A 24,158-nucleotide genomic window follows, 5' to 3' on the forward strand; every position below is an offset into this window, starting at 1 on the left:
AAACTGAAGGAGCAAAACATGACCCAGGAAGTTCCAATATCATTATTGTTTCATTTTACAGATAAATATGGACATAAAAAGCCCATGTATTTTAATAAGCCGAAAAAGATTCTGATTGCCCATTCGATTGAAGAAGTGGTAATCAAATTCGATGAAGTACAGAAAGCGATTGATGAAGGATATTATGTAGCAGGTTATGTTTCTTATGAAGCCGCCCCAGCCTTTAATAACTGTTTGAAAGTAAAAGAGGGTGGAAACATGCCTTTATTATGGTTTGGGATTTTTGAAAGTCCGGGAGAATTCATAGAAGAAACGTTGGGTGCCTTTCATATGGCCGATTGGGATTCCGAAACCGATTCTAAATCCTATCATGCTGGATTTCAAAGGATTAAAGAAGAGATAGAGAGAGGTAACAGCTATCAGGTGAATTACACAATGCGTTTACGATCGAAGTTTGAAGGGGATGACTATGCATTTTATAATCGCCTTGTAAGAGCTCAACGTTCCAACTATAGTGCTTATTTAAATCTGGGAACATATCGGATTCTTTCCGCTTCTCCAGAGCTATTCTTTCGATGGGAAGATGGACAATTAATCACCCGTCCCATGAAGGGGACAGTAAAGCGGGCTGGAAATAGAGAGAGAGATTTGGAGAATGCCAAATGGTTAGCCAATTCCGAAAAAAATCAAGCCGAAAATTTAATGATTGTCGATTTGCTTAGAAATGACATGGGGATGGTATCGGAAAAAGGGACTGTTAAGGTATCTAAGCTTAAGGAAATCGAAAAATATCCGACAGTTTGGCAAATGACATCGACAATCACTGCAAGTACGAAGCCGGAAACGACTATTATTGATTTATTCAAGGCACTTTTCCCATGTGGATCGATAACGGGTGCACCGAAAATTAAAACAATGGAAATCATCGCTGAACTTGAGAATTCACCGCGTGAAATATATTGTGGCGCCATTGGCTACATCACTCCTAATCGGGAAGCAGTTTTCAATGTACCGATACGGACAGTAGTAATTGATAAGGAAACTGGTCAGGCTGCATATGGAGTCGGAGGGGGAATCACTTGGGACTCGGCTTCTTTGGAAGAATACGAGGAAGCCTTCTTGAAAGCAAAACTATTGACGGAAGAGCACCCGGCTTACCAGCTTTTAGAGTCAATCAGGCTTGAGAATGGCGAATATTCTTTATTGGAGGAACATATTGAAAGAGTGATGCAATCTGCAGATTATTTTGGCTTCAGGCTTCCTGAAAAGACGCTTAGAAATCAACTAATAGAATACTCCTCCATACATACCGACACGTTAGAAAAGATTCGTGTGCTAGTTTCGGAAAATGGGGAAATTAGTGTCTCTGGGCAAATAATTGATGGGGTAAATCCGGAAATATCAGTTATCGTAGCCGAAAGTCCGATTCATAGTGAAAATCCTTTTCTTCATCATAAAACTACGAATCGAGGCGTTTATGATGAATTTAAAAGAAGGTATCCTGACTTTCATGACGTATTGCTCTGGAATGAAAAAGGGGATGTCACGGAGTTCACGAACGGAAACATTGTCGTGAAAATCAATGGGGAACTCATCACTCCCCCTTTGGAATCAGGCTTGCTTGCAGGAACTTTTCGTCGAGAACTATTAAAGAGGAAAGAAATCCAGGAAAGGGTCATAAAAAAAGAAGAATTGGTTACTGCTGAGGAAATTTGGTTTATTAATAGTGTAAGAGGAAGGATTAAGGTTCAGCTTACCAATCAATAAAAACTCTATAACATTCATTATTTGGAGGGGTGTCATGAAAGAACATACAGTTGCGGGACTGACAAAAAAAGAATGGAGGGAAAATCCATTACTTAAACAACTAATTGACACTGAAGAAACTTTCTGGTTAAATCCGAACTACACAAGCATGTTTGATCATCCAATTGTTCAAGCAGCAAAGGTGAAAGAGGCAGAAGAAAGATTGAATAGGTTTGCTCCGTATATTGCCATAGCCTTTCCGGAAACAAAACCCATGAATGGAATCATTGAATCTCCATTAGTCGAAATAGCTTCCATGAAGAGTCGAATGGAAAAAATCTATGAAATTGCCATCCCAGGTAAACTACTGCTTAAGTGTGACAGTCATTTACCGATCTCCGGTTCCATCAAGGCTCGAGGTGGCATATATGAGGTATTAAAACGGGCGGAAGAAATAGCGATGAAAGATCGGGGGTTTAAAGAAACCGATAACTATGAATTATTGGCCAGTGATGAATATAAAGAGTTATTTTCACACTATTCCATTGCTGTCGGGTCGACAGGGAATCTAGGTTTAAGCATTGGGATAATAAGTGCCCACCTTGGGTTTAAGGTAACCGTTCATATGTCAGCTGATGCCAAGCGGTGGAAAAAGGATAAACTCAGGTCGCTCGGTGTCATTGTAAAGGAATATGAAGAGGACTACAGTAAAGCCGTTGAGGAGGGGCGCAGACAGGCCTCTCTCGATCCCAGTTGTCATTTTATTGATGATGAAAATTCAGTCGATTTACTTTTTGGTTATGCAACGGCCGCAACACGGCTAAAAGAGCAATTGAATGAAAAGTCGATTATAGTTGACGAAGAACATCCTCTGTTCGTGTACTTACCTTGTGGTGTGGGTGGAGGCCCAGGAGGGATAACGTATGGGCTTAAACTGGCCTTTCAAAAAAATGTTCATTGCTTTTTCGCAGAGCCAACCCATTCACCATGTATGACGCTCGGGTTGGCAACAGGACTTCATGAAAAAGTTTCCGTGCAGGATTTTGGGGTGGATAATAAAACGGAAGCAGATGGCCTGGCAGTCGGTAGACCCTCCAAGTTGGTTTCGAATATGATGGACTCTATGTTGAGTGGAAGTTTCACGATTGGGGACGAAAGATTATTTGACTTCCTTCGAATGATGGCTAAAACGGAAGCTTATTATTTAGAGCCATCAGCCCTGGCAGGAGCATATGGACCGGTTCAAATATTCAGTAGGGAAGAAGGAGAAAAGTATATCATTAATGAAGGATTGACAGGAAGGTTAAATCAGTCCACGCACATCATATGGGCTACAGGGGGAAGTATGGTCCCGAAAGAAATGATGGAAAGATACTTAACAAGAATGTAACAAAAAAAGAAGTTCAGTAACCATTCTGAACTTCTTTTTTTGTGTCGAATCCCCATGAAACCAGCAATAGTTGAATGGCTTTTTCCAGTTCCTTCTCAGGAATTCCTGCAAAACCAAGAATGATTTTGGGTGGACTTTCTTTCTTATGTTGAATGCTATAGGAAGATAGTCCGTAAATCTTAATATGGGCATTTGAAGCTCCTAGGATAAGATCCTCTTCATTCATACCATTTTTAACGATGAGGACGATGTGAAGTCCTGATCGCTCGCCAATTATCGTTATCTGCTGATGATGGGGTTTAAATAGTTCCAAAACCTTTTCCAACTTTCTACGATAAACTTTTCTCATTCGGTTTAAATGTTTCTCGAAATCTCCTTCTCTCATAAACTGTGTCAAAATATGTTGATCGATTCGGGAGACAGTTGAATGGTAAAAAGATAATTCCTCTTTATGTTTTTCTAGTAAAGCGAGAGGCAAAACCATATAGCTGACCCTAATAGAAGGAATCAATGATTTAGAAAATGATCCTAAATAAATCACTTTATCACCAGCATCCAAACTTTGTAGAGAGGGAATCGTTTTTCCACTATAACGAAATTCACTATCATAATCGTCTTCAATGATATAGCGGTTTTCCGTCTCTTGAGCCCAGTTCAACAAGCGAGTACGTCGGTTAACGGACAAAACCGTTCCATAGGGAAAGTGATGAGAAGGGGTTATATAAAGGACGTCAATATTGGATTGATCGATTCTATCCACCTTCACGCCTTCTTCATCCACTTCTAGTGGATACACATCATTTGGATAGCCTTTCAGAAGCCGTAAAATTAAATGGTATCCGGGGTCTTCGACACCATATACTGTTTTTTTATCAAACAGTAGTATCAGCTGTTGCAGTATAATCTCCAGCCCTGCACCGATAATGATTTGCTCGGGCACACACCGGACTCCGCGAGAATGGTACAGGTAATGGGCAATTTCACAACGTAACTCATATTCGCCTTGAGGGTCTCCTAGTAAAAGGAGTTCTTGATTTGATATGTCTATAGTGTTTTTTGTATATTTACGCCATTTTTCAAAAGGAAAGTTTTCTGTATCTATCTGGCTGGGGTGAAAATGAAACAGGAAATCATTCTTGTTATTGACCGTCTTTTCGACTGGGGCATTCACAGGTTGTGTGTATTCCAAATCCTCGAAAGTTTGAATGTAATACCCTTTTCTTGGGATGACTTCAACATAGCCTTCAGCACATAATTGCTCATATGCTGTCTCGACAGTATTTTGACTGATGTGGAGAAATTCCGCTAGTTTCCGTTTTGAAGGCAACTTTGTACCAAAAGGGAGCCGCCCATTTACAATTTCCGTTTTTATGTGTGAATATAACTGTTCATATAATGGCACTTCATCCATACGGTTTAAATTACATGCTAGCATATCCATTTTTTTACCGCCCTTTTCGTGGTTTCTATCTGACCCTATCATTTTCATTAAAACTGACACTTTCAATGTGGTCAACTATTTCTTATACTAATGAACAAATCTTAATTATGCAAATATTAGGGGGAAGAAGAATGGAAAAGCTTGTAGGAACCGATACAGTTAAAAGAGGAATGGCGCAGATGCAAAAGGGTGGCGTAATCATGGATGTCATAAATGCAGAGCAAGCAAGAATTGCTGAAGCGGCGGGGGCGGTGGCTGTCATGGCCCTTGAGAGGGTACCATCAGATATTCGTGCTGCAGGCGGTGTGGCAAGGATGGCGGACCCAAGGATCGTGGAGGAAGTGATGAAAGCTGTTTCGATCCCAGTGATGGCTAAAGCAAGGATCGGTCATATTGTGGAAGCGAGAATCTTGGAATCCATGGGAGTGGATTACATTGATGAAAGTGAAGTACTGACTCCGGCCGATGAAGAATATCATATTTTGAAAAGCGATTATATAGTACCTTTTGTATGTGGTTGCCGGGATTTAGGGGAAGCCTCCCGACGTATCGGCGAAGGGGCCTCGATGCTTCGGACGAAGGGAGAACCTGGGACAGGGAACATTGTGGAAGCTGTACGGCATATGAGAAAAGTTCAATCTCAAATTCGTAAAGTATGCATGCTGAGCGAGGATGAATTAATGACTGAAGCAAAAAATATTGGTGCTTCTTATGAAGTTCTGAAGGAAATCCGGCGCACAGGGAAATTACCTGTAGTAAACTTTGCAGCAGGTGGAATTGCGACTCCTGCAGATGCCGCCCTGATGATGGAACTTGGGGCAGACGGTGTATTTGTGGGCTCAGGAATCTTTAAATCGGAAAATCCCGATAAATTCGCTGCTGCCATCGTACAAGCAACTACATACTTCACCGATTATGATTTAATAGGCAAGTTGTCTAAAGAATTGGGAAGCGCGATGAAAGGAATTGATATTTCTAAGTTGGCCCCAGCTGAGAGAATGCAGGAGCGTGGATGGTAAACATGGTAACCATAGGTGTTTTAGGTTTGCAGGGTGCTGTAGAGGAACATATGAACCAAATCAAGGAAGCCGGTGAGCATGCGATATTAGTTAAGAACCCAGAACAGTTAAAGGATATCGATGGCCTGATCATTCCTGGTGGAGAAAGCACCACTATGAGAAAACTAATGGACCATTATGGTTTCATGGAGCCGATTACGGCATTTTTCGAACAAAAAAAACCGATTTTCGGAACTTGCGCAGGGATGGTATTAGTGGCAAAGGAAATGGTTAGTTTGGAACATACCCATCTTGGTTTTATCAATATTACAGTAAATAGAAATGGTTTTGGTCGTCAGAGGGAAAGTTTTCAAGCACCCCTTATAGTTAAAGGAATGGAAGAACCTTTCATGGGTGTCTTTATCAGAGCACCTTTTGCCGTTGGCGTAGGTGAAGATGTGGAGATATTAGCAAGTTATGACGGGAAAGTAGTGGCGGCTAGACAAGAACAGGTTCTTGTCAGTTCGTTTCATCCAGAACTGACCGGTGATCAACGATTTATACAACTTTTTTTAAAAATGGTGAAAGACTCAATCAATCAATAGAGTTGAAAAGCTTTAAAAATCCTGCCCTAACGGGGCAGGATTTTTAGTCAATGGCATAATACAATTCTTATTAGTGTTTCAAAAATATAAATTCCAATCAAGTTACTTGACTTTTATTTTTCTGATAATTAAGATAATTAATTGAAGTTGCTTAACTGGAAAGGACCCAGATCCTTTGCAGATTTTACATACAGGAGGAATATATATGAGCGAAATTATAATTTTATCAGGCAGCCCTGCTATACCATCAAGAACAGATATTTCATTAAAATATATCCAAACGTTGGTGGAAAAAGAAGGATTTACGACGGACTATCATTCTATTACCGAGTTTTCTGCAAACGACTTATTCCAAGGTCGTTATGATAGCGAGGATATTCTAAGACTTTCAGAAAAGATTAAGCAAGCTAATGGTATCATTATTGGTTCACCTGTCTATAAGGCATCTTATACAGGAGTGTTGAAAGCTCTAATTGATTTATTACCCGAGGGCGCGTTTAAGGATAAGCCAGTTTTGCCCATAATGGTTGGGGGAAGCAACAGGCATTTATTAGCTATAGATTATGCGCTGAAACCTCTTATATCAATATTAAAAGGGGAACCGATGCAGGGGTTATACTTTGTCGATAAAGAAATCGATAAGCAGAATCCAAAACATCCGATTAAGGAAGTGGAATTACTTGATCGTACAAAGAGTCAAGTAAAGGAATTTGTAGAAGCCATACAAAAAAGAAGAAATTGATCATTTCTTCTTTTTATCTTGACCCTTCCCATCAACGAGTTAAGTTATTAGGCTACTTTAAAGGTTTATTCAAGCTTGTTCAGGATGAATGAACCTTTTTTACTGGCTTAACAAATCACTGTAACAAACTTGAACTATTTGTGTATAATAATTGAAGTTAAACCAAAATATTAAACCAAGTTAATTTATATGAAAACTCCATTGACAATGATTTGATATGTGTTAATATTTAAAATAATAAAACTTATCAAGAGCGACGGAGGGATTTGGCCCTTTGAAGTCCAGCAACCTGCATCATGAATGCAAGGTGCTACATCCAACAAAATGTCATCATTTTGGAAGATAAGGTAAATAAGATTACCTTATCAATCTTTCCATCTTGGCATGGAAGGATTTTTCTGATTGATTTTATTAATTTGGGGGAATTCATTTACAAGCTGATCATCTTACGACAAGCTAGTCGACGAGTTTTCTTAAAGGAGGAATAGCCTTGGAAAAGGAAAATCAGCTGGGGGAAATATTTGAAAGACTGCAAGAAATGCTAAAAACTATGAAATATGGATCCATAACCCTTATCGTTCAGGACGGTAAGGTTATACAAATGGAAAGAAACGAAAAATTGAGAATTAAATAAATGGACTGCTGACTAGAAAACTAGAGGTGGATTTAGCTGATATAAATAGGAAACTATTGGTTAAAGCCGCCTTTTTCATTATAAGAAATGGTGTTTCAAAGGCTTTCAAAGATATCTGCTGTACCATAGGGTGATTCTTAAAAGGGGGGATAGAGTTGGCAGAGCTAGTGGACTATGAAAATATTGATACAGCGACATTACCTTCGTTCCCGGAAGATAGCGATACAAAAGGCGCTTTAGAAGTATTGGAATGGGCAAATTCAGAGTACGGAGATAAACTCATTTATGCCTGTAGTTTTGGGATTGAAGGAATTGTACTGACAGATTTGCTGGCAAAGGTTAATCCTTCCGCCAAAATCGTATTCTTGGATACGGATGTTCATTTCGCTGAGACTTACCAATTAATCGAACAAGTGAAAAATCGTTACCCACGGCTTTCCATTGTAATGAAGAAACCGGAAATGACATTGGAAGAACAAGCCGCTGAATTTGGTGATGAATTATGGCTTCATGACCCAAATCAATGCTGTAACATCCGCAAAATTACGCCGCTCACTGAAGTATTATCAACAGCGACGGCTTGGCTCTCGGGACTGCGCAGGGAGCAATCGGAAACCCGTGCATTGACTGAATATATAAACAAGGACAACAAATTCAAATCTATCAAAATTTGTCCGCTCATTCATTGGACATGGAAAGATGTATGGCGTTATGCGCATAAAAATGGCTTACCATATAATGTGCTTCATGATAATGGATATCCAAGTATTGGCTGTAAAACATGTACAGCACCTGCCATTAATGCTGATGATCTTCGTTCAGGACGATGGCAAGGTGCCCAAAAAACAGAATGCGGATTACATTTATCATAATTATAAAAAATTCAGGGGGAAATCAGCATGACCATTAGCTTGCCGCACGGAGGAACATTAATCAATCGCTTTGAACCAGACTATGATTTAACTAAAATAGAACAATCCGTTGAAATTGATGAAATCTCATTAAGCGACTTGGAACTTATAGGGACTGGAGCATACAGCCCCATTGAGGGATTCTTTTCAAAAGAAGACTATCAAACAGTAGTAAAGGATATGAGGCTTAGCAGCGGGCATGTCTGGAGTATTCCTATTACATTACCACTTTCCGCTGATGTGGTAAACGCTCTTACAATCGGAGAAGAAGTAAAGTTAACTCATGAGGGCCAAACTTATGGAGTCCTTGCCGTTTCCGATATATTTACACCTGATAAGCAAGTGGAGGCAACTTTAGTTTATCAAACGGATGATGAGAATCACCCAGGTGTAAAAAATCTATATAATCGTGGCGATGTATATGTAGGTGGTAAAATCAAGCTTATTAAACGGATCGAGCGTCCATTATTCGAGGATCATTATTTAGACCCAGTTGATACCCGAAAAACATTTGAAGAAAAAGGGTGGAAAACGGTTGTCGGTTTCCAAACAAGAAACCCCGTTCACCGTGCCCATGAATATATTCAAAAAACAGCATTGGAGATAGTGGATGGCTTATTCTTAAACCCATTAGTTGGTGCCACGAAGTCCGATGACATTCCTGCTGACGTTCGGATGGAAAGCTATAAAGTATTACTTGAAAAGTATTATCCAAAGGACCGTGTCTCACTTGCGGTATTCCCAGCAGCCATGCGATATGCAGGACCTAGAGAAGCGATTTTTCATGCAATGGTTCGTAAAAACTACGGATGTACTCACTTCATTGTCGGGCGCGACCATGCAGGTGTGGGCGATTATTACGGTACGTATGACGCACAAAAAATCTTCGGGAACTTCACTTCTGATGAGTTAGGGATAACATTATTATTCTTTGAACATAGCTTCTATTGTAAAACATGTGGGAATATGGCTTCTGCAAAAACATGTCCGCATGGTAAAGAAGATCACGTCATCCTCTCTGGGACGAAGGTTAGGGAAATGTTACGGAATGGGGAAATTCCACCAGCGACTTTCAGCCGCAAAGAAGTAATCGAAGTATTGATAGAAGGGCTTAAGAAGAACGAGGTATATAACTAATTATTGTAAGTTTTAGAAGGAGGATCCTCATGAGTAAAAGTACTAATGTAACTTGGCATGATGCATCGGTAACGAAGGAACTTAGACGGAAGCAAAACGGTCATGAGAGCACGGTGATATGGTTTACCGGGCTTTCAGGTTCTGGGAAATCAACGATCGCCAATGCTGTTGCAAAAGAGTTGTATAATCGGAATATCCGAAATTATGTTTTGGATGGGGATAATATCCGTCATGGACTTAACAAGGATTTAGGCTTCTCAGAAAAAGATCGCACAGAAAATATTAGACGGATTGGAGAGGTCTCCAAGCTCTTCGTGGACAGTGGTCAATTCGTATTAACGGCATTTATATCACCTTTTCGTGCAGATCGTCAAATTGTTCGGGACCTGCTTGGAGAAGGCGAGTTTATTGAAGTGTACATAAAATGTCCACTTGAAGAATGTGAAGTCCGTGATCCAAAAGGCCTTTACGACAAGGCGCGTAAAGGTATCATTAAAAATTTCACTGGAATCGATTCTCCATATGAAGAACCGGAACATCCGGAAATCGTATTGGAATCCAGTCAGTTTAGTGTAGAAGAGTGCGTCGAACAGGTTATAGACTATTTGACAACAAAGAGAGCGATTTAACCTAGGGGGAAAAGAAATGGTGTACGAGAAGATTTGGGCGGACAATCCAGCGCTTGCCAAAAACAAAATGGAAATTCGGAAACTGGAAAAAGATGCTTTGAAGATTTTTGACGATATTCCTCATTACGCGGCAAATGGATTCGATTCCATCCCTAAAGAAGAATGGGATGTGTTCAAATGGGCAGGTCTTTACTTACAACGTCCTAAAGAAGCTGGTTATTGGATGATGCGTGTTGTGATTCCAGGAGGGATTCTCACATACGACCAACAGATCACCCTTGCAAATATTGCTAAGGATTATGGCCGCGATGTCTATGACATCACTACACGGCAAGCTATACAATTTCATTGGTTGACGATAGAGCAGGTCCCTGATATATTAAATCGTCTAGATCAGGTAGGATTGACAACAGCGGGTGCTTGCGGAGACATAACACGGAATATTATCGGCAACGCTCTTGCTGGAATCGATCCAGATGAGTTATTCGATACGCGGGAAGTCCTTAAGGATGTATTTGAATACTTCAGAATGAATGAAGACTTTTCGAACCTTCCACGTAAATATAAAATGTCAGTCAGTGCTAATATACATAATGCTTCAAACGCCGAAATCAATTGCGTTTCCTTTAATCCGGCAACAAAGGTCATAGATGGGAAAGAAGAAGTCGGCTTTCATGTGAAAGTTGGTGGGGGTCTATCCTCAGTCCCTATGCTGGCACAAGAACTGGATTTATTCGTTTTACCTGAGAAAACGGTAGAAGTGGCTGCCGCGATCACAACGATTTTTCGTGATTTCGGATACCGTGAAAAACGCCACCGTTCACGTTTGAAGTTTCTTGTTGCTGATTGGGGCCCTGAACAATTCACGGAAAAAGTACTGGAATACACTGGGCCGCTACCTGACAAGGGAGAAAGTGCGTTGAAGGAATGGAATGCTGGTTATTTTTACGGCATACATAAACAAAAACAGGAAGGACTCAACTATGTGGGTGTCAATATCCCAGTTGGTCGACTAACGCCCGAAGAGGTTATCGAGTTCGCCGAAATAGCTAAAAGATATGGTAATGGGGAAATCAGGAATTGTAATTCACAAAACCTGATTATTCCGAATGTATCGGATGGAAATCTGGAAGCCTTAAAACAGGAAACAATCTTTGAAAGATTTCCATACGAGCCCAAGAAATTTCTCGGTTACTCCGTTTCCTGCACAGGTATAGAATATTGTAACCTAGCACTTGTTGAAACGAAAAACAGGATGAAAACCATTGCCGAAACATTGGATAAGGAAATTGATCTAGATGTACCGGTACGGCTGCATATGGTTGGCTGCCCTAATAACTGTGGCCAGCGAGCGATTGCTGATATAGGATTACAAGGGATAAAAATGAAAAACCAAGATAAAAAGATGGTTGAGGCTTTCGAAATATACGTGGGCGGAACATTAAATGCTGGCGGAAAATTCAATGAAAAGCTAAAAGGAAAAGTGGAAGCGGAACAACTTTATCATGTCTTGAAAGAGCTAATTCTTTATTTTAAAGACAAAAAACTTCCCTCGGAAAGTTTTCTTGAATTTGTTGAACGGGTTGGAACGTCGGAATTACAGAATAAACTGGATAATGTCTTAGCGAGCATGATTGCTGTTTAAAAAGAGGTAAAAAAATGATGAATCTTTATCGCTTTGAAGTTACAATTAAGAATGAATTATGTCATGTCGTCATTGCCGCAGATTCAGATGATATGGCTTTCCAGCTTGTCGATATCGAGCTGGAAAAACGGTTTTTGAAAATGCCGATGGTTAATGACGTAACATTATATGAAAAGAAACAAATTAAAAATGGAGCAGGTTTCGTTTTATCGAATTTCGAAACAGTACTCTGAGGAAAGGCGGATTGCAAAATGGGGAAAGTATATCTAGTAGGAGCCGGTCCCGGAGATCCAGATTTAATTACAGTAAAAGGGTTAAGATGTATTCAGGAAGCTGATGTTATTTTATATGACCGCCTTGTAAACAAAGAGTTGTTGACTCATGCCAAAGATGGCGTAGAATTGATTAATTGTGGAAAACTGCCGGATTACCATCTCTTGCAACAAGAAACAATCAATCGTTTTCTCGTCAAATATGCAAAAAAGGGTAAGGTGGTCACCCGATTAAAGGGCGGAGATCCCTTTGTGTTCGGTAGAGGCGGAGAGGAAGCAGAGGCTCTTGTCGAAAATGGAATACGCTTTGAAATAGTACCGGGCATTACAGCTGGCATAGCCGCATCGGCCTATGCAGGTATTCCGGTTACCCATAGAGACCATGCATCATCATTTGCCATTGTAACCGGTCATCGTAAAAAGGGTGAAGACGATAACATCAAATGGGAATCGCTTGCTAAAGGCATCGATACATTGGCGATATACATGGGTATTAAGAACCTTCCGTATATTCAAGGAAAACTCTTGGAACATGGGAAAAGCCCAGACACACCTGTAGCATTAATCCATTGGGGGACATTGGATACACAAAAGACGGCTATCGGTACATTAGGCACTATACTAAAAACTGTCCAAAACGAAGGAATCTCAAATCCCTGTATGATCGTCGTTGGAGAAGTAGTTAACTTAAGTGGGAAAATTAATTGGTTCGAACCAAGGGAAGTCGAAAAGTTATTGGCTAACGAGGCCTTTTAATGGAAGCGATTCTTTACATATGTCATGGTAGTCGCGTTAAAGAGGCTTCCGCGCAAGCTATCGATTTTATTCGAATTTGTATGAAACGACACCCCAATGTTATTCAAGAGTATTGCTTTCTGGAATTGGAAAGCCCGACCATAGAAGAAGCATATGCAGCTTGTGTATACAGGGGAGCAACAAAAATTAAAGCGGTCCCGATTCTCTTATTAACTGCTGCGCACGCTAAACATGATATTCCACAGGTTTTACGTAAAATGAAAAACCAATTTCCTGATGTGGAAATGAAATATGGTAGGCCAATAGGGGTCAGTGAGAGAATGGTGGATATCTTAGAGGAACGGTTGATAGAAACAAAAGAAAAGATAACGGAAAATTCACTTGTTTTATTGGTTGGGCGGGGAAGCAGTGATCCTGATGTAAAAAGAGACTTAAGCCATATAGCCAATTCACTTCAAAACAGGATACCAAACACTAGAGTGAAGGACTGTTATTTGACAGCGGCGTCACCAAGCTTTGGAGAAGCACTGTTAAAAGCGAATTCGACTCCCGTAAACCAAATTTTCGTAATCCCTTATCTATTGTTTACTGGTCTTTTAATGCAATCGATGGAAAGGGCAATATCGGAAGTCCAGAGAAACAGCGACAAGAAATTTGTCCTTTGTCCTTATCTTGGCTATCATCCTAAGATTGAACAAGCAATATCAGATAGAATTCAGGAATTATCTGGGGAGAGTGCTTATGTATCCGATTACGCTTAATCTCGAAAATAAAAAGTGCGTCATTATCGGCGGCGGTAAAATAGCCTTTTTTAAAGCTAACCCTTTAATAAAAGCAGGAGCTATTGTCACTGTGATAAGTCCTGAGATTTGTGAAGGGTTCCAGCAACTTCAAGAACAAGGAGCCGTTCATGTTGTTCGTAAAGAGGTGGAAGCATCGGATTATCAAGAAGCCTTTTTAATCATTGCCGCAACCAACTCATCAAAGGTTAATGAAGAAATCTACAAAAATGCTCATGAAAATCAACTCGTCAATGTCATCAGCAATCACGAGATGGCAAACTTCCACATTCCGGCAACTTTACATAGAGGAAAGCTTTCAATCAGTGTTTCCACAAATGGGGCAAGCCCTCAGCTAGCTAAACAGATCCGTAATGATTTACAGGAAGTATATGATGAATCGTATGAGGATTATCTCGAATTCCTATTCGAAGCAAGACAGCATATAAAAAGCAGTTCATTTTCCAAAACAGAAAAATCCAGGTTGTTAAAAAATTCAATCGACGTGTTGTATAAGCATTCCGTTAAGGAAAGATATCGTTTTTTAGTGAGTCTTATGCCAGTTGAAATTGATTAATAGATTGCGCTCATCAGAGAAAAGGAAGGCACCTTGCAATGATAATTTATCATTGCAAGGTGCCTCTTTTGACTATACATGAATGGTGTATGTAAGGTCAGTGTATTAATCTAGGAAAATGGGGAGGAAGTCATGGGTAAGTTCATCTTCACTCCAATTGATGTTTTGAATTACTCCAGCAGTTGCTTCAGTTTAGCATGTTATCCGTCCCTTATCAGAATTGGAACCACCGCTGTTTCAGTGGCCTCGTCTATCAACCTTGGTATTGTAGACAAGAATATAGTCTATCGCATGGTTTCCAGGGGAAATGGAATACATGTCTTTTTAGGCTGTCTCGGAATCTACCATAGAGTCACAAAACTGTCTTTAGCAAAAAAGCTAGGAACTTATTCAGCCTAAGCGAATTGACTCTTAAACAACCCTTGTGGTTGTTTTTTGCATTCCATGGAAACCTCATTCTAAAATTTAATCAGTTCATTTATACGAGGAATTTAGTTTCTTCCCTTTTAAGAAGTTTCCTTACTATAATAAGTCCAATCGAATGAGACAAGGTATCCATATACTATTGTTGAGGCTAAATAAGAAAGGGGTACATCAATGTCCATTTTTTCAAAAGACTCAACAGGCTCAAGGCTAGGCAAAGTTCTAGCACGGTTTCGGGCTGGCGATTCATTTTCATTAGAGATCATTCCCGGGTATATCTTCACAGTCAATAACAAGTTCAACGCTACACTCAAGAAAAAAAAGGAGAAAGAGTGTAAGCAAGATGAGACGTGTCAGGAACGAAAAAACAAACACGACAATAAAGAAAATGATTAAACCATTCCATGATTTATGTGTCAAGATTGACCAGTGATCTTCTTAAAGAATCAGTCATCTGAATGGATGGCTGTTTTTTTATAGGTCGATCTATAAAGAGTTTTGCCTTTTTAAGTCATCGTGGATTTATTATCGAGATAAAAACATCTGAAAAGGTAGTTAAATATTTTACAGTTTTGTACAATAATATAAAAGAGATAACTTAACGTTATAAAAGGAGTTTTAAAATGTACAGCATACCCGATCACCTAGCGAAAAATTTGGATATCCTGTTTGTTGGCTTCAATCCTAGTATCCGTTCAGGACAGACAGGACATCATTATGCCAATCCAAATAATCGCTTCTGGAAGATTCTCTTCGAAGCTGGATTAACCGAAAGAAAATACGATCCTTCTGAAGACTTCACTTTATTAGGGTTGGGTTTTGGATTTACTAATATTGTTTCTAGACCGACAAAAGGGGCTGCCGATATCACTAAAGAAGAATACAAAGAGGGAAGAAAACAACTACTTGCAAAGATAAAGCTTTTCAAGCCTAGGCTTGTTTGTTTCGTCGGTAAGGGAGTATATCAAGAGTATCGGCAGAAACGAGACGTACCATGGGGCTTACAGAAAGATCCTTTGTCGAAGGAAACGATGGAATTTGTAGCCCCATCTTCAAGCGGTTTGGTTAGGATGAGGATAGAGGATATTATTGAAATCTATCGAGAATTGCCGGAGCTTTTGAAGAAGTGAAAATACATAATAAGGGCGGAGACTTATGAGGCAGGATAGTTTGGGAGAAGAGCGTATCTATACAGATGTCAATGAAGGGCAAAGTTTCTGGGAAGGGGTGAAGGACTGTATCCCTACTTTACTGGGATATCTAAGTATCGGCTTTGCGGCTGGGGTAGTCGAAAAAACAGCGGGCTTAAGCATGGTGGAAATTGCCCTTATTTCCCTCTTATTATATGCAGGATCCGGTCAATTTATAGCGTCAGGCATGATTGCGGCAAGTCATCCGATCTCTGCCATTGTTTTTACGATCTTTTTCATCAACAGCCGCCATCTTTTACTAAGTGCGGCATTGGCACCATATTTCCGTCATCAAACAACGAAGCAAAATATACTAACAGGTGCCTTGTTAACAGATGAGACTTTTGGCGTTGCCATTAATCATGCACAGCTAAATAGAGCCATCAATTTTAAATGGATGTTAGGTCTGAATGTTGCCGCCTACTTTAATTGGTTCGTGGCAAACATGGCAGGGGGCTTTTTAGGGCAATGGATTCCCAATCCCGAGAAATATGGCATGGACTTTGCATTGCCTGCAATGTTTATTGGGCTTCTTGTTTTGCAGATTTTAAGCCATAAAAAGTATTTTCTTGACTGTTTGGTAGCTCTCAGTGCCATCATAATTGTAGTGGCTTCAAGCTTTGTTTTTTCTGGAAGCACAGGTGTCATCGTTGCAACAATATTAGCATCAACCATAGGGGTGGTGATTGAAAGGTGGAAATAAACGCATATATTTTCTATGTGATCTTAGGGGCCGCCATCGTTACTGTCATCCCTAGAGTCTTACCATTAGTGTTACTTAGCAAAATGCATATTCCTGAGTGGGGCATCAATTGGCTGAAACATGTTCCTGTTGCTGTCATGGCTGCCCTACTTGCTCAGGAACTTCTTTTAGTGGATCAATCGTTTTCTTTAAGGGAAAATTTATTGAGCCTAGCTGCTGCACTGCCTACATTTGCAATAGCCATTTTCACACGAAGCTTACTAATTACCGTACTTGGAGGAGTTCTTTCATTAATGGCATTAAGAATATTCTTTTAAAAAAGTTTAAAAAGTACTAACTTTTTATTGAATGAGTCGATATAACTAGTGAGGTTCGCCTCACTGGTTTTTTTGGTGCGTGATAATTGGGTGGGGATTTATCTTAACTTAAAAGGTTTAGGAAGCTTGATTATCAAAAACGCGCGGGCTTACATATTCTATAATAAAAGAATTCGTATTGTAAGCGCTTTAAAGATTGGAAGAATGTTTAATAATTGAATGGCTGTTAATAATGGAAATAAGCAAATTGCTACGGAGGTGTTTAAGTAATGAATATAAATGGAGCCTTAGAAGTCCTTGATCGTATGCGTCTTTCTAATGGGGCATATACAGCAAGTCTTTCTGAAGATTATAATTATGTATGGGTTAGGGATGTAGTTTACACAGTGTTACCTTTTTTAACTGATTCATCCAATCGATATATGAATGCCTATCATGCATTATTTGATATATTTCGTATGTATGAATGGAAAATAGACATTCATACCGAAAAAAAACCTCAATATCTTTTTGAATATATTCATGCTCGGTACTCCACTGATTTAAAAGAACTTCCAGTTGAATGGGGCCATGCCCAGAATGATTCAATTGGTGCTTTTTTATGGGGGGTTGGCGAAGGTTACCGGAATGGGCAAAAGGTCATACGAGATGAACATGACTTGGAAATTGTGCAAAAGTTAGTCGATTATCTTGAGTGTCTTCAATATTGGCAGGCCGGAGATAATGGGATGTGGGAAGAGAATATTGAAATACATGCATCAAGTATTGGAGCTTGTGTAGCCGGTTTAACTTCCGTAAAAATGCTTGTGACCGTTAAGGAAGAATTAATCAAGAAGGGAGAGGAAGCTCTTCGTTTCCTGCTTCCACGAGAAAGCTATACGAAGGAAACCGATCTTGCCCTTTTATCATTAATTTATCCATACCGTCTAGTTGATCGAAATACTGCCCTGAAAATTTTAGAGAATGTTACGAATCGTCTTGAAAGGACTTACGGTTGTATACGTTATGAGAAGGATCTTTATTATAATGAAGGGCAAGAAGCCGAATGGTGCTTCGGGCTCCCTTGGATTGGACTTTGCTACCTTGAACTAGGTATGGTGAACAAGGCGATGGATTATATTGATAAAACAAAAAAAATCATTCCTTTAAATTGGGAGGTGCCCGAATTATATATTGGAGGAAGAGACGTCCCTAACGGAAATACCCCGTTAGCTTGGTCAGTTTCTTTATCATATTTATTTTTGGAGAAAACAAATATGATGCAGAATGAAAAAATTAAATAAGTCATTTAGAGCATGAAAATAAGCTCTTCCCATCAAGGGAAGGGCTTACATTTATTTTGGGGGAAATATTTTATTACATTTATTGGGTATTCTTCCATTAAAATGTTTAAAGGTAGTGCAAAAAGGGCATTTATTACAATATATCGCCTCTGTTTGAAGGATAAATGCCATGTTTAACGAATATATATATTAACTGGTACTTATTGATACGAATATGCTATCGAGTTTATATTGTTCATGTTGATGGAGGCGGATAAATGAAGACAATGATTGGCCAACTAGAAGATAGTTATCCAAGTGACTTTGATTTATATTTATTTCATGAAGGTACGCTTTATGAAAGTTATAAAATGCTTGGGGCGCATATTCTAACATCATCAGGTATAGAAGGTGTAAGATTTGCGGTTTGGGCACCTCATGCCAAGAAAGTTTCAGTAGTGGGAAACTTTAATAATTGGGACGGTACAGATCATTTTATGGAACGTATCGATAATTCCGGTATCTGGGTATTATTTATACCTGGATTAAAAGAAGGTGATTTGTATAAATACGAAATACATTCACCGGGAAATAAGCAATTTCTAAAGGCAGATCCTTATGCTTTTTATTCTGAAAAGAGACCAGATACAGCCTCCATTGTCCATGGTTTGAATAGCTTCGATTGGGCTGACTCGAAATGGCTGAGTGATAGGAAAAAGGGAAATGTTTATCAAAAACCCATGTCCATTTATGAAGTGCACCCTGGTACATGGAGACAGACAGCGATGTCCGAGTTTTATACCTATCGAGAGTTGGCTGATAGCTTAGTAGAGTATGTGGTTGATAATGGATTTACCCATATTGAACTGATGGCCATAATGGAACACCCTTTCGATAAATCATGGGGATATCAGGTGACCGGTTATTATTCAGTAAATAGCCGCTTTGGATCTCCAAATGATTTTAAATACTTGGTGAACCTTTGCCACCAAAAAGGGATAGGTGTCATATTAGACTGGGTTCCTGCACACTTTTGTAAGGATTCCCATGGTCTTAGCTGTTTTGATGGTACTCCACTCTATGAACCAATTGAATTTGATCGAGCTAATCGACCAATATGGGGAACATTTAATTTTGATTTTACGAAACCAGAGGTTATTAGTTTTCTCATATCAAATGTGATGTTCTGGATGGATGTATACCATATTGATGGTGTACGTGTGGATGCCGTTTCTTCAATGATTTATTTGAATCATGATAATCCCTTGCCAGTAAAACTTAAAAACCAATATGGTGGGGAAGAGAACCTAGAAGCGATTCGGTTTTTACAAAAATTGAATGAAGTAATTTTTGATAAGTATCCTAATGCCTTAATGATGGCTGAAGAAGCAACAGATAGACCCCTTATTACTTCTCCAACTGATATAGGAGGTCTAGGCTTTAATTATAAATGGAATATGGGATGGTCAAATGATATCCTTCGATATATGCAATTGGAAACAAGTGATAGACCCAGTCATCATAACCTCTTAACCTTCTCATTTCATTATGCATTTTCAGAAAATTTCGTCTTGCCTTTCTCTCATGATGATGTGGTTCATGGAAAGAAGTCTTTATTGAATAAGATGCCGGGAGACTATTGGCAGAAGTTTGCTAATTTGCGCTTGCTCCTCGGGTATTTCATGACGCACCCAGGAAAAAAGCTTCTCTTTATGGGCGGGGAATTTGGACAGTTTATTGAATGGAAAGATGATGAACAGTTGGATTGGTTTCTTTTGGAGTATGAGTCCCATACAAAGTTAGCTCTTTATTTTCGAACCCTGCAACAATTTTATCGAGAACATTCATCTTTATGGCGACAGGACCACGTACAGGATGGTTTCGAATGGATAGATCCCAATAATCGTTCCCAGAGCATTCTTACATTTATGAGAAAAGGTAAGCGAAAAGGAGATTATTGTATCGTGGTTTGTAATTTTTCGGAACAGACACACTATCAGCATAAAATTGGTGTCCCATCTCTAGGGAAGTATATGGAGGTATTTAACAGTGATGACCTTACCTTTGGAGGGTCTGGACAAATCAATCAAGAACCTCTTCATGTTAAAAAAGAACCTTATCATAACCAAAGATACAGTATGAATATTACAGTTCCTCCATTAGGGGTTTCAATTTTTATGAAGCAAACAAAAAAAAGGGCTGGGAGAGTGAACGAATAATGGGAGCAAAAAAGTGGATTGCGATGTTATTGGCAGGAGGTCAAGGCTCAAGGTTAGGTGAATTAACTATTGGATTGGCAAAACCTGCAGTTCCTTTCGGTGGTAAATATAGAATCATAGATTTTCCATTAAGTAACTGCACTCATTCCGGTATCGATACGGTTGGGGTCCTGACTCAATATCAGCCATTGATACTTAATGATTATGTCGGAAACGGAAAAGCATGGGACTTGGATTTAGATGTGGGTGGCGTTTCTGTCCTTCCCCCTTATCAAGGAAAAGAGGGTGGGGAATGGTATAAGGGTACAGCTAATGCTGTTTATCAAAATATTCAGTATATCGATAACTATGATCCTGAGCATGTGTTAATCCTCTCAGGCGACCATATTTATAAAATGGACTATAGCAAAATGCTGGACTATCATATCGAAAAATCTGCTGAGGCAACTATAGCAGTGATTCAAGTACCTTGGCAGGAAGCAAGTCGCTTCGGCATTATGAATACGAATGAAGGTGATAGGGTCACTCAATTTGATGAAAAGCCAAAATACCCGAAGAGTAATCTGGCGTCAATGGGTGTATACCTTTTCAACTGGAAAACATTAAGAAAATATCTTATAAATGATGAAAAAGATGTGAATTCTTCCAATGATTTTGGCAGCAATATTATTCCAAAGATGCTGGAAGATAGAAAGAAATTGTATGCTTATCGATTTAATGAATATTGGAAGGATGTTGGAACGGTTGAGAGCCTATGGCAAGCCCATATGGACTTATTGGAAGAAAACCCTAATTTCCAGTTAGATGACCCGCAATGGAAAATTTTCGCCCGAAATGCTAATCATCCGCCACAATATATTTCGAGAGAAGCGGAAGTCACGCAATCGCTCGTGAATGAAGGCTGCATGATTTATGGGAACATTGACCATTCCGTCTTATCCTATAATGTCAAGGTTGGATTTGGCTCAACCATAAAAGACTCGGTCATAATGCCGAATGTCACCATTGGCAATAATGTCCACATTGAAAGAAGTATCATAGCAAGTAATTGCGTGATTGAAGACGGAGCAGTGGTAGGTAATTCCACCGTGACTTCTGACATTACCTTAATTGGAGAAAATCAGACCATTACTGATTCAAATAAAAAAAAGATAACTCTTAATTGATCAAGGGGGAGCTGCAATGGAAAATGTGTTAGGAATCATCAATTTAATTAATGAAAAACAACATTTAAAAGAATTGACTGCTCACCGTAATGTGGCATCTGTGCCATTTGGCGGACGATACCGTCTAATCGACTTCACAATGTCGAACTTTATCCATGCGGATGTTTCAAAGGTCGCTGTCTTTCCAAAGGAAAAATACCTTTCTGTTATGGACCACTTAGGATCAGGGAAAGAATGGAACTTAGACCGGCGTTCAGGTGGATTATTCATTTTGCCACCTATACATCCTGATGAAACGGTCACTGGAGACATGAAACAATTTTATGACCATCTCAGCTTTTTTGAACGGGCAGATGCCGACACCGTCATCATATCTCCTGGATGCCATGTTTGTAAATTGGACTTTAACGAAGTGCTTGCTTACCATAAAAAAGAGAAAGCGGATATCACTGTCGTCTATAAAGATTATGTGGGAGAGTCCATTGAAAAACCCATCTACCACAAATGTTCAGTGAATTCGGATGGCGCCATCACCGACATTAGCTTTTTTACCATACCTCAACCGGGAGACCATGTTTGTCTAGAAACCTTCATTATCAGTAAAAGCCTTTTGGTCAATTTGATTAAGAGCTGTGTTGCCAATGGGGAATACGATTTCTTGAAAGATGCGGTTAAAGCCAATCTTCATCGTTTTACGGTTAAAGGCTATCATTTCACTGGAGAAATGCCGTTCATACATTCTATTGAAAGTTTTCATTCGAGTAACATGGATTTCTTGAATCCTGCCGTCATTCGGACTTTCTTTGGGGATACATGGGATGTCTATACCAAAATTAAAAACGAGGCTCCGGCTAAATACACACAATCCTCCAAGGTTACTAATTCATTGATTGCCAATGGGTGTAATATTGAAGGTACAGTTGAAAACAGTATTCTATTCAGAGGAGTCAAGGTGAAAAAAGGGGCAGTCGTAAAGAACAGCATCATCATGCAAAAAGGTGAGATAGAAGAAGGGGCAGTCGTAGAAAATATTATAACGGATAAAGAAGTTAGAATTACACGGGATAAAGAAGTAATTGGCCTACAACAACCAACTGTAATAAAGAAAGCAGAAGTTATTTAATGGAGGTACAGCTATGAATGTTCTATTTGCCGCTTCAGAATGCGCTCCTTTCATAAAAACCGGAGGACTTGGAGACGTGATAGGCGCACTTCCAAAAGCACTTAAAAAACAGGGAATCAATGTAAGTGTAATTCTTCCAAAGTTTAAAGACCTTCCTTTTCAAATTAAACAGGAAATGACACACGTGACCAGTATCGAGGTCCCTGTAGGCTGGCGCCAACAATTCTGTGGAATTGAAAAGTTGGTTGCCAATGGGATTACATATTATTTTCTTGATAATGAATATTATTTTAAAAGACACGGAAGTTATGGATATTTTGATGACGGTGAAAGGTTTGCATTTTTTTCCCGTGCCATATTAGAATCCATACCTTTTTTAGACGATCACACAGAAATCATCCACTGTCATGATTGGCAAACAGGTCTTGTGAGTGTCTTGTTGAAAGCACATTATCAAAAACATCCATTATATGAAAATATTAAAACGGTATTCACCATACATAATTTACTCTATCAAGGTGTCTACCCTAAAACTGTCCTAGCGGAATTGTTGGATTTAAGTGAATTGTATTTCAATATGGATGGTCTTGAATTTCACGGTAATGTGAGTTATCTTAAAGCGGGTCTGGCCTTCTCTAACTATATTACAACCGTAAGTCCAAGTTATGCAGAAGAGATACAGACTCCATATTATGGAGAGCAACTGGATGGCTATCTGCGTAAACGGAACGGGGATCTTAAAGGCATCATAAATGGGATCGATAATGAATCCTATAATCCTGCTTCAGATGAATATCTACCCGTGCCTTTTTCCACATATGAAGGGAAAATGAAAAACAAGCGCGAATTACAGGAAATATTGAATTTGCCAGTCAATGATGAGGTTCCAGTTATATCAATGGTGACACGATTGGTTGACCAAAAAGGGATAGACCTTATCCTGCATGTCTTCCATGAAATGATGGGTCAAGGCATTCAATTCATATTACTAGGAACGGGCGAGGAAAAATATGAATGGGCTTTCCGTAATTTGGCTGAGCAATATCCTAATCAAGTATCAACCAACACATATTTTGATGAAGGAATGGCCAGGAGGATTTATGCGGGCTCTGATATTTTCTTGATGCCGTCACAATTCGAACCATGTGGAATCGGTCAGCTCATAGCTATGCGCTATGGTGCTTTACCGCTGGTGAGAGAGACTGGTGGTCTTCGTGATACGGTCATCCCTTACAATCAATTTACAGGCGAAGGTAATGGTTTTAGTTTTACGAACTATAATGCTCATGATATGCTTCATACTATTGAACAAGCGGTAGGAATGTATAAATTCCAACCAAAAAGATGGAAGCAGTTGACTGAAAATGCCATGAATGAAGATTTCAGTTGGGATTCCTCATCTTCCGAATATATAGATTTATATGAAAGCTTATTAACAATCAAAAAATAAGACAGTATAAAACACTTACGATTAATTTTCGTAAGTGTTTTTG

Annotated in this window: 24 protein-coding genes and 1 riboswitch; of the genes, 23 read left to right on the forward strand and 1 reads right to left on the reverse strand. The window is 39.3% G+C overall.

What is annotated here, in order from left to right; translation table 11 throughout:
• Positions 1–18: 18 nt before the first annotated feature.
• Together pabB and ACIQXQ_RS16275 are read left to right on the forward strand one after the other, a co-directional pair.
• Positions 19–1,767, forward strand: a complete 1,749-nt coding sequence (gene pabB / locus ACIQXQ_RS16270; protein WP_402958791.1) for an aminodeoxychorismate synthase component I — start codon at positions 19–21, stop codon at positions 1,765–1,767.
• Positions 1,768–1,801: 34 nt separating this feature from the next.
• Positions 1,802–3,136 carry a D-serine ammonia-lyase gene (locus ACIQXQ_RS16275; protein WP_402958793.1) on the forward strand — a complete coding sequence of 445 codons (1,335 nt, stop codon included), beginning with the start codon at positions 1,802–1,804 and terminating at the stop codon, positions 3,134–3,136.
• A 13-nt stretch (positions 3,137–3,149) separates the two neighbouring features.
• Here the strand turns inward: ACIQXQ_RS16275 and pdxR are convergent, their stop codons facing one another.
• Positions 3,150–4,577 (reverse strand): MocR-like pyridoxine biosynthesis transcription factor PdxR, encoded by a 1,428-nt coding sequence (pdxR, locus tag ACIQXQ_RS16280; RefSeq protein ID WP_402958800.1) that lies wholly within the window; start codon positions 4,575–4,577, stop codon positions 3,150–3,152.
• 131 nt (positions 4,578–4,708) lie between these two features.
• On the opposite strand from pdxR, the gene pdxS reads away from it, so the two are divergent.
• From pdxS to glgA, 21 genes are all read left to right on the forward strand, one after another.
• Positions 4,709–5,596: a pyridoxal 5'-phosphate synthase lyase subunit PdxS gene (pdxS, locus tag ACIQXQ_RS16285; protein ID WP_402958802.1), complete on the forward strand. Its 888-nt coding sequence runs from the start codon at positions 4,709–4,711 to the stop codon at positions 5,594–5,596.
• 2 nt (positions 5,597–5,598) lie between these two features.
• The gene (pdxT, locus tag ACIQXQ_RS16290) at positions 5,599–6,180 is read left to right on the forward strand and encodes a pyridoxal 5'-phosphate synthase glutaminase subunit PdxT (protein WP_402958804.1); all 582 of its coding nucleotides are present in this window, start codon (positions 5,599–5,601) and stop codon (positions 6,178–6,180) included.
• A 205-nt stretch (positions 6,181–6,385) separates the two neighbouring features.
• Entirely contained in the window at positions 6,386–6,922 is a 537-nt protein-coding gene (gene ssuE, locus ACIQXQ_RS16295) for an NADPH-dependent FMN reductase (RefSeq protein ID WP_402873154.1), read from the forward strand.
• Positions 6,923–7,163: 241 nt separating this feature from the next.
• Positions 7,164–7,271: riboswitch (SAM riboswitch) on the forward strand.
• Positions 7,272–7,439: 168 nt separating this feature from the next.
• Positions 7,440–7,556 carry a YezD family protein gene (locus ACIQXQ_RS16300; RefSeq protein WP_402873240.1) on the forward strand — a complete coding sequence of 39 codons (117 nt, stop codon included), beginning with the start codon at positions 7,440–7,442 and terminating at the stop codon, positions 7,554–7,556.
• 167 nt (positions 7,557–7,723) lie between these two features.
• The gene (locus tag ACIQXQ_RS16305) at positions 7,724–8,428 is read left to right on the forward strand and encodes a phosphoadenylyl-sulfate reductase (RefSeq protein ID WP_402958856.1); all 705 of its coding nucleotides are present in this window, start codon (positions 7,724–7,726) and stop codon (positions 8,426–8,428) included.
• A gap of 27 nt (positions 8,429–8,455) precedes the next feature.
• A complete protein-coding gene (gene sat, locus ACIQXQ_RS16310) occupies positions 8,456–9,604 on the forward strand; it encodes a sulfate adenylyltransferase (RefSeq protein ID WP_402958807.1) in 1,149 nt (382 codons plus the stop codon).
• A 29-nt stretch (positions 9,605–9,633) separates the two neighbouring features.
• Positions 9,634–10,233 carry an adenylyl-sulfate kinase gene (cysC, locus tag ACIQXQ_RS16315; RefSeq protein WP_402958809.1) on the forward strand — a complete coding sequence of 200 codons (600 nt, stop codon included), beginning with the start codon at positions 9,634–9,636 and terminating at the stop codon, positions 10,231–10,233.
• A gap of 16 nt (positions 10,234–10,249) precedes the next feature.
• Positions 10,250–11,878, forward strand: coding sequence for a nitrite/sulfite reductase (locus ACIQXQ_RS16320; RefSeq protein ID WP_402958811.1), 1,629 nt, complete (start codon positions 10,250–10,252; stop codon positions 11,876–11,878).
• A 14-nt stretch (positions 11,879–11,892) separates the two neighbouring features.
• A complete protein-coding gene (locus ACIQXQ_RS16325) occupies positions 11,893–12,111 on the forward strand; it encodes a DUF3906 family protein (RefSeq protein ID WP_402958814.1) in 219 nt (72 codons plus the stop codon).
• Positions 12,112–12,129: 18 nt separating this feature from the next.
• Positions 12,130–12,906, forward strand: coding sequence for a uroporphyrinogen-III C-methyltransferase (gene cobA, locus ACIQXQ_RS16330; RefSeq protein WP_402873141.1), 777 nt, complete (start codon positions 12,130–12,132; stop codon positions 12,904–12,906).
• On the forward strand, positions 12,906–13,667 hold the full coding sequence (locus ACIQXQ_RS16335) for a sirohydrochlorin chelatase (RefSeq protein WP_402958816.1): 762 nt from the start codon (positions 12,906–12,908) through the stop codon (positions 13,665–13,667). Before cobA ends, ACIQXQ_RS16335 begins: the two co-directional genes overlap by 1 nt.
• Positions 13,648–14,262, forward strand: a complete 615-nt coding sequence (locus ACIQXQ_RS16340; RefSeq protein ID WP_402958818.1) for an NAD(P)-binding protein — start codon at positions 13,648–13,650, stop codon at positions 14,260–14,262. Before ACIQXQ_RS16335 ends, ACIQXQ_RS16340 begins: the two co-directional genes overlap by 20 nt.
• 597 nt (positions 14,263–14,859) lie before the next feature.
• Positions 14,860–15,081 carry a hypothetical protein gene (locus tag ACIQXQ_RS16345; RefSeq protein WP_402873132.1) on the forward strand — a complete coding sequence of 74 codons (222 nt, stop codon included), beginning with the start codon at positions 14,860–14,862 and terminating at the stop codon, positions 15,079–15,081.
• Between the two features lie 227 nt (positions 15,082–15,308).
• Positions 15,309–15,815: a mismatch-specific DNA-glycosylase gene (locus ACIQXQ_RS16350; protein WP_402958820.1), complete on the forward strand. Its 507-nt coding sequence runs from the start codon at positions 15,309–15,311 to the stop codon at positions 15,813–15,815.
• Between the two features lie 25 nt (positions 15,816–15,840).
• Positions 15,841–16,578, forward strand: a complete 738-nt coding sequence (locus ACIQXQ_RS16355; protein ID WP_402958822.1) for an AzlC family ABC transporter permease — start codon at positions 15,841–15,843, stop codon at positions 16,576–16,578.
• Positions 16,569–16,895: an AzlD domain-containing protein gene (locus tag ACIQXQ_RS16360; protein WP_402958824.1), complete on the forward strand. Its 327-nt coding sequence runs from the start codon at positions 16,569–16,571 to the stop codon at positions 16,893–16,895. The genes ACIQXQ_RS16355 and ACIQXQ_RS16360 overlap by 10 nt, the downstream gene beginning before the upstream one ends.
• Positions 16,896–17,164: 269 nt before the next feature.
• On the forward strand, positions 17,165–18,178 hold the full coding sequence (locus ACIQXQ_RS16365) for a glycoside hydrolase family 15 protein (RefSeq protein WP_402958826.1): 1,014 nt from the start codon (positions 17,165–17,167) through the stop codon (positions 18,176–18,178).
• Between the two features lie 257 nt (positions 18,179–18,435).
• Entirely contained in the window at positions 18,436–20,376 is a 1,941-nt protein-coding gene (gene glgB, locus ACIQXQ_RS16370) for a 1,4-alpha-glucan branching protein GlgB (RefSeq protein ID WP_402958830.1), read from the forward strand.
• Positions 20,376–21,542 (forward strand): glucose-1-phosphate adenylyltransferase, encoded by a 1,167-nt coding sequence (locus ACIQXQ_RS16375; protein WP_402873115.1) that lies wholly within the window; start codon positions 20,376–20,378, stop codon positions 21,540–21,542. Before glgB ends, ACIQXQ_RS16375 begins: the two co-directional genes overlap by 1 nt.
• 16 nt (positions 21,543–21,558) lie before the next feature.
• Positions 21,559–22,665 carry a glucose-1-phosphate adenylyltransferase subunit GlgD gene (gene glgD, locus ACIQXQ_RS16380; RefSeq protein ID WP_402873112.1) on the forward strand — a complete coding sequence of 369 codons (1,107 nt, stop codon included), beginning with the start codon at positions 21,559–21,561 and terminating at the stop codon, positions 22,663–22,665.
• A 13-nt stretch (positions 22,666–22,678) separates the two neighbouring features.
• The gene (glgA, locus tag ACIQXQ_RS16385; RefSeq protein ID WP_402958832.1) at positions 22,679–24,115 is read left to right on the forward strand and encodes a glycogen synthase GlgA; all 1,437 of its coding nucleotides are present in this window, start codon (positions 22,679–22,681) and stop codon (positions 24,113–24,115) included.
• Positions 24,116–24,158: the final 43 nt, after the last annotated feature.

It is taken from the genome of Peribacillus sp. NPDC097198, assembly GCF_044762055.1.
Taxonomy (GTDB): domain Bacteria; phylum Bacillota; class Bacilli; order Bacillales; family DSM-1321; genus Peribacillus.

Excerpts from the sequence above, each read along its gene's own strand:
- ACIQXQ_RS16340 (WP_402958818.1), top strand. The coding sequence starts at position 13,648 with ATGTATCCGATTACGCTTAATCTCGAAAATAAAAAGTGCGTCATTATC.
- ACIQXQ_RS16350 (WP_402958820.1), top strand. The coding sequence starts at position 15,309 with ATGTACAGCATACCCGATCACCTAGCGAAAAATTTGGATATCCTGTTT.
- ACIQXQ_RS16325 (WP_402958814.1), top strand. The coding sequence starts at position 11,893 with ATGATGAATCTTTATCGCTTTGAAGTTACAATTAAGAATGAATTATGT.
- ACIQXQ_RS16335 (WP_402958816.1), top strand. The coding sequence starts at position 12,906 with ATGGAAGCGATTCTTTACATATGTCATGGTAGTCGCGTTAAAGAGGCT.
- glgB (WP_402958830.1), top strand. The coding sequence starts at position 18,436 with ATGAAGACAATGATTGGCCAACTAGAAGATAGTTATCCAAGTGACTTT.
- cysC (WP_402958809.1), top strand. The coding sequence starts at position 9,634 with ATGAGTAAAAGTACTAATGTAACTTGGCATGATGCATCGGTAACGAAG.
- ACIQXQ_RS16365 (WP_402958826.1), top strand. The coding sequence starts at position 17,165 with ATGAATATAAATGGAGCCTTAGAAGTCCTTGATCGTATGCGTCTTTCT.
- ssuE (WP_402873154.1), top strand. The coding sequence starts at position 6,386 with ATGAGCGAAATTATAATTTTATCAGGCAGCCCTGCTATACCATCAAGA.
- ACIQXQ_RS16275 (WP_402958793.1), top strand. The coding sequence starts at position 1,802 with ATGAAAGAACATACAGTTGCGGGACTGACAAAAAAAGAATGGAGGGAA.
- pdxT (WP_402958804.1), top strand. The coding sequence starts at position 5,599 with ATGGTAACCATAGGTGTTTTAGGTTTGCAGGGTGCTGTAGAGGAACAT.
- glgD (WP_402873112.1), top strand. The coding sequence starts at position 21,559 with ATGGAAAATGTGTTAGGAATCATCAATTTAATTAATGAAAAACAACAT.
- sat (WP_402958807.1), top strand. The coding sequence starts at position 8,456 with ATGACCATTAGCTTGCCGCACGGAGGAACATTAATCAATCGCTTTGAA.
- pabB (WP_402958791.1), top strand. The coding sequence starts at position 19 with ATGACCCAGGAAGTTCCAATATCATTATTGTTTCATTTTACAGATAAA.
- pdxR (WP_402958800.1), bottom strand. The coding sequence starts at position 4,577 with ATGGATATGCTAGCATGTAATTTAAACCGTATGGATGAAGTGCCATTA.
- glgA (WP_402958832.1), top strand. The coding sequence starts at position 22,679 with ATGAATGTTCTATTTGCCGCTTCAGAATGCGCTCCTTTCATAAAAACC.
- cobA (WP_402873141.1), top strand. The coding sequence starts at position 12,130 with ATGGGGAAAGTATATCTAGTAGGAGCCGGTCCCGGAGATCCAGATTTA.
- ACIQXQ_RS16355 (WP_402958822.1), top strand. The coding sequence starts at position 15,841 with ATGAGGCAGGATAGTTTGGGAGAAGAGCGTATCTATACAGATGTCAAT.
- ACIQXQ_RS16375 (WP_402873115.1), top strand. The coding sequence starts at position 20,376 with ATGGGAGCAAAAAAGTGGATTGCGATGTTATTGGCAGGAGGTCAAGGC.
- pdxS (WP_402958802.1), top strand. The coding sequence starts at position 4,709 with ATGGAAAAGCTTGTAGGAACCGATACAGTTAAAAGAGGAATGGCGCAG.
- ACIQXQ_RS16320 (WP_402958811.1), top strand. The coding sequence starts at position 10,250 with ATGGTGTACGAGAAGATTTGGGCGGACAATCCAGCGCTTGCCAAAAAC.
- ACIQXQ_RS16345 (WP_402873132.1), top strand. The coding sequence starts at position 14,860 with ATGTCCATTTTTTCAAAAGACTCAACAGGCTCAAGGCTAGGCAAAGTT.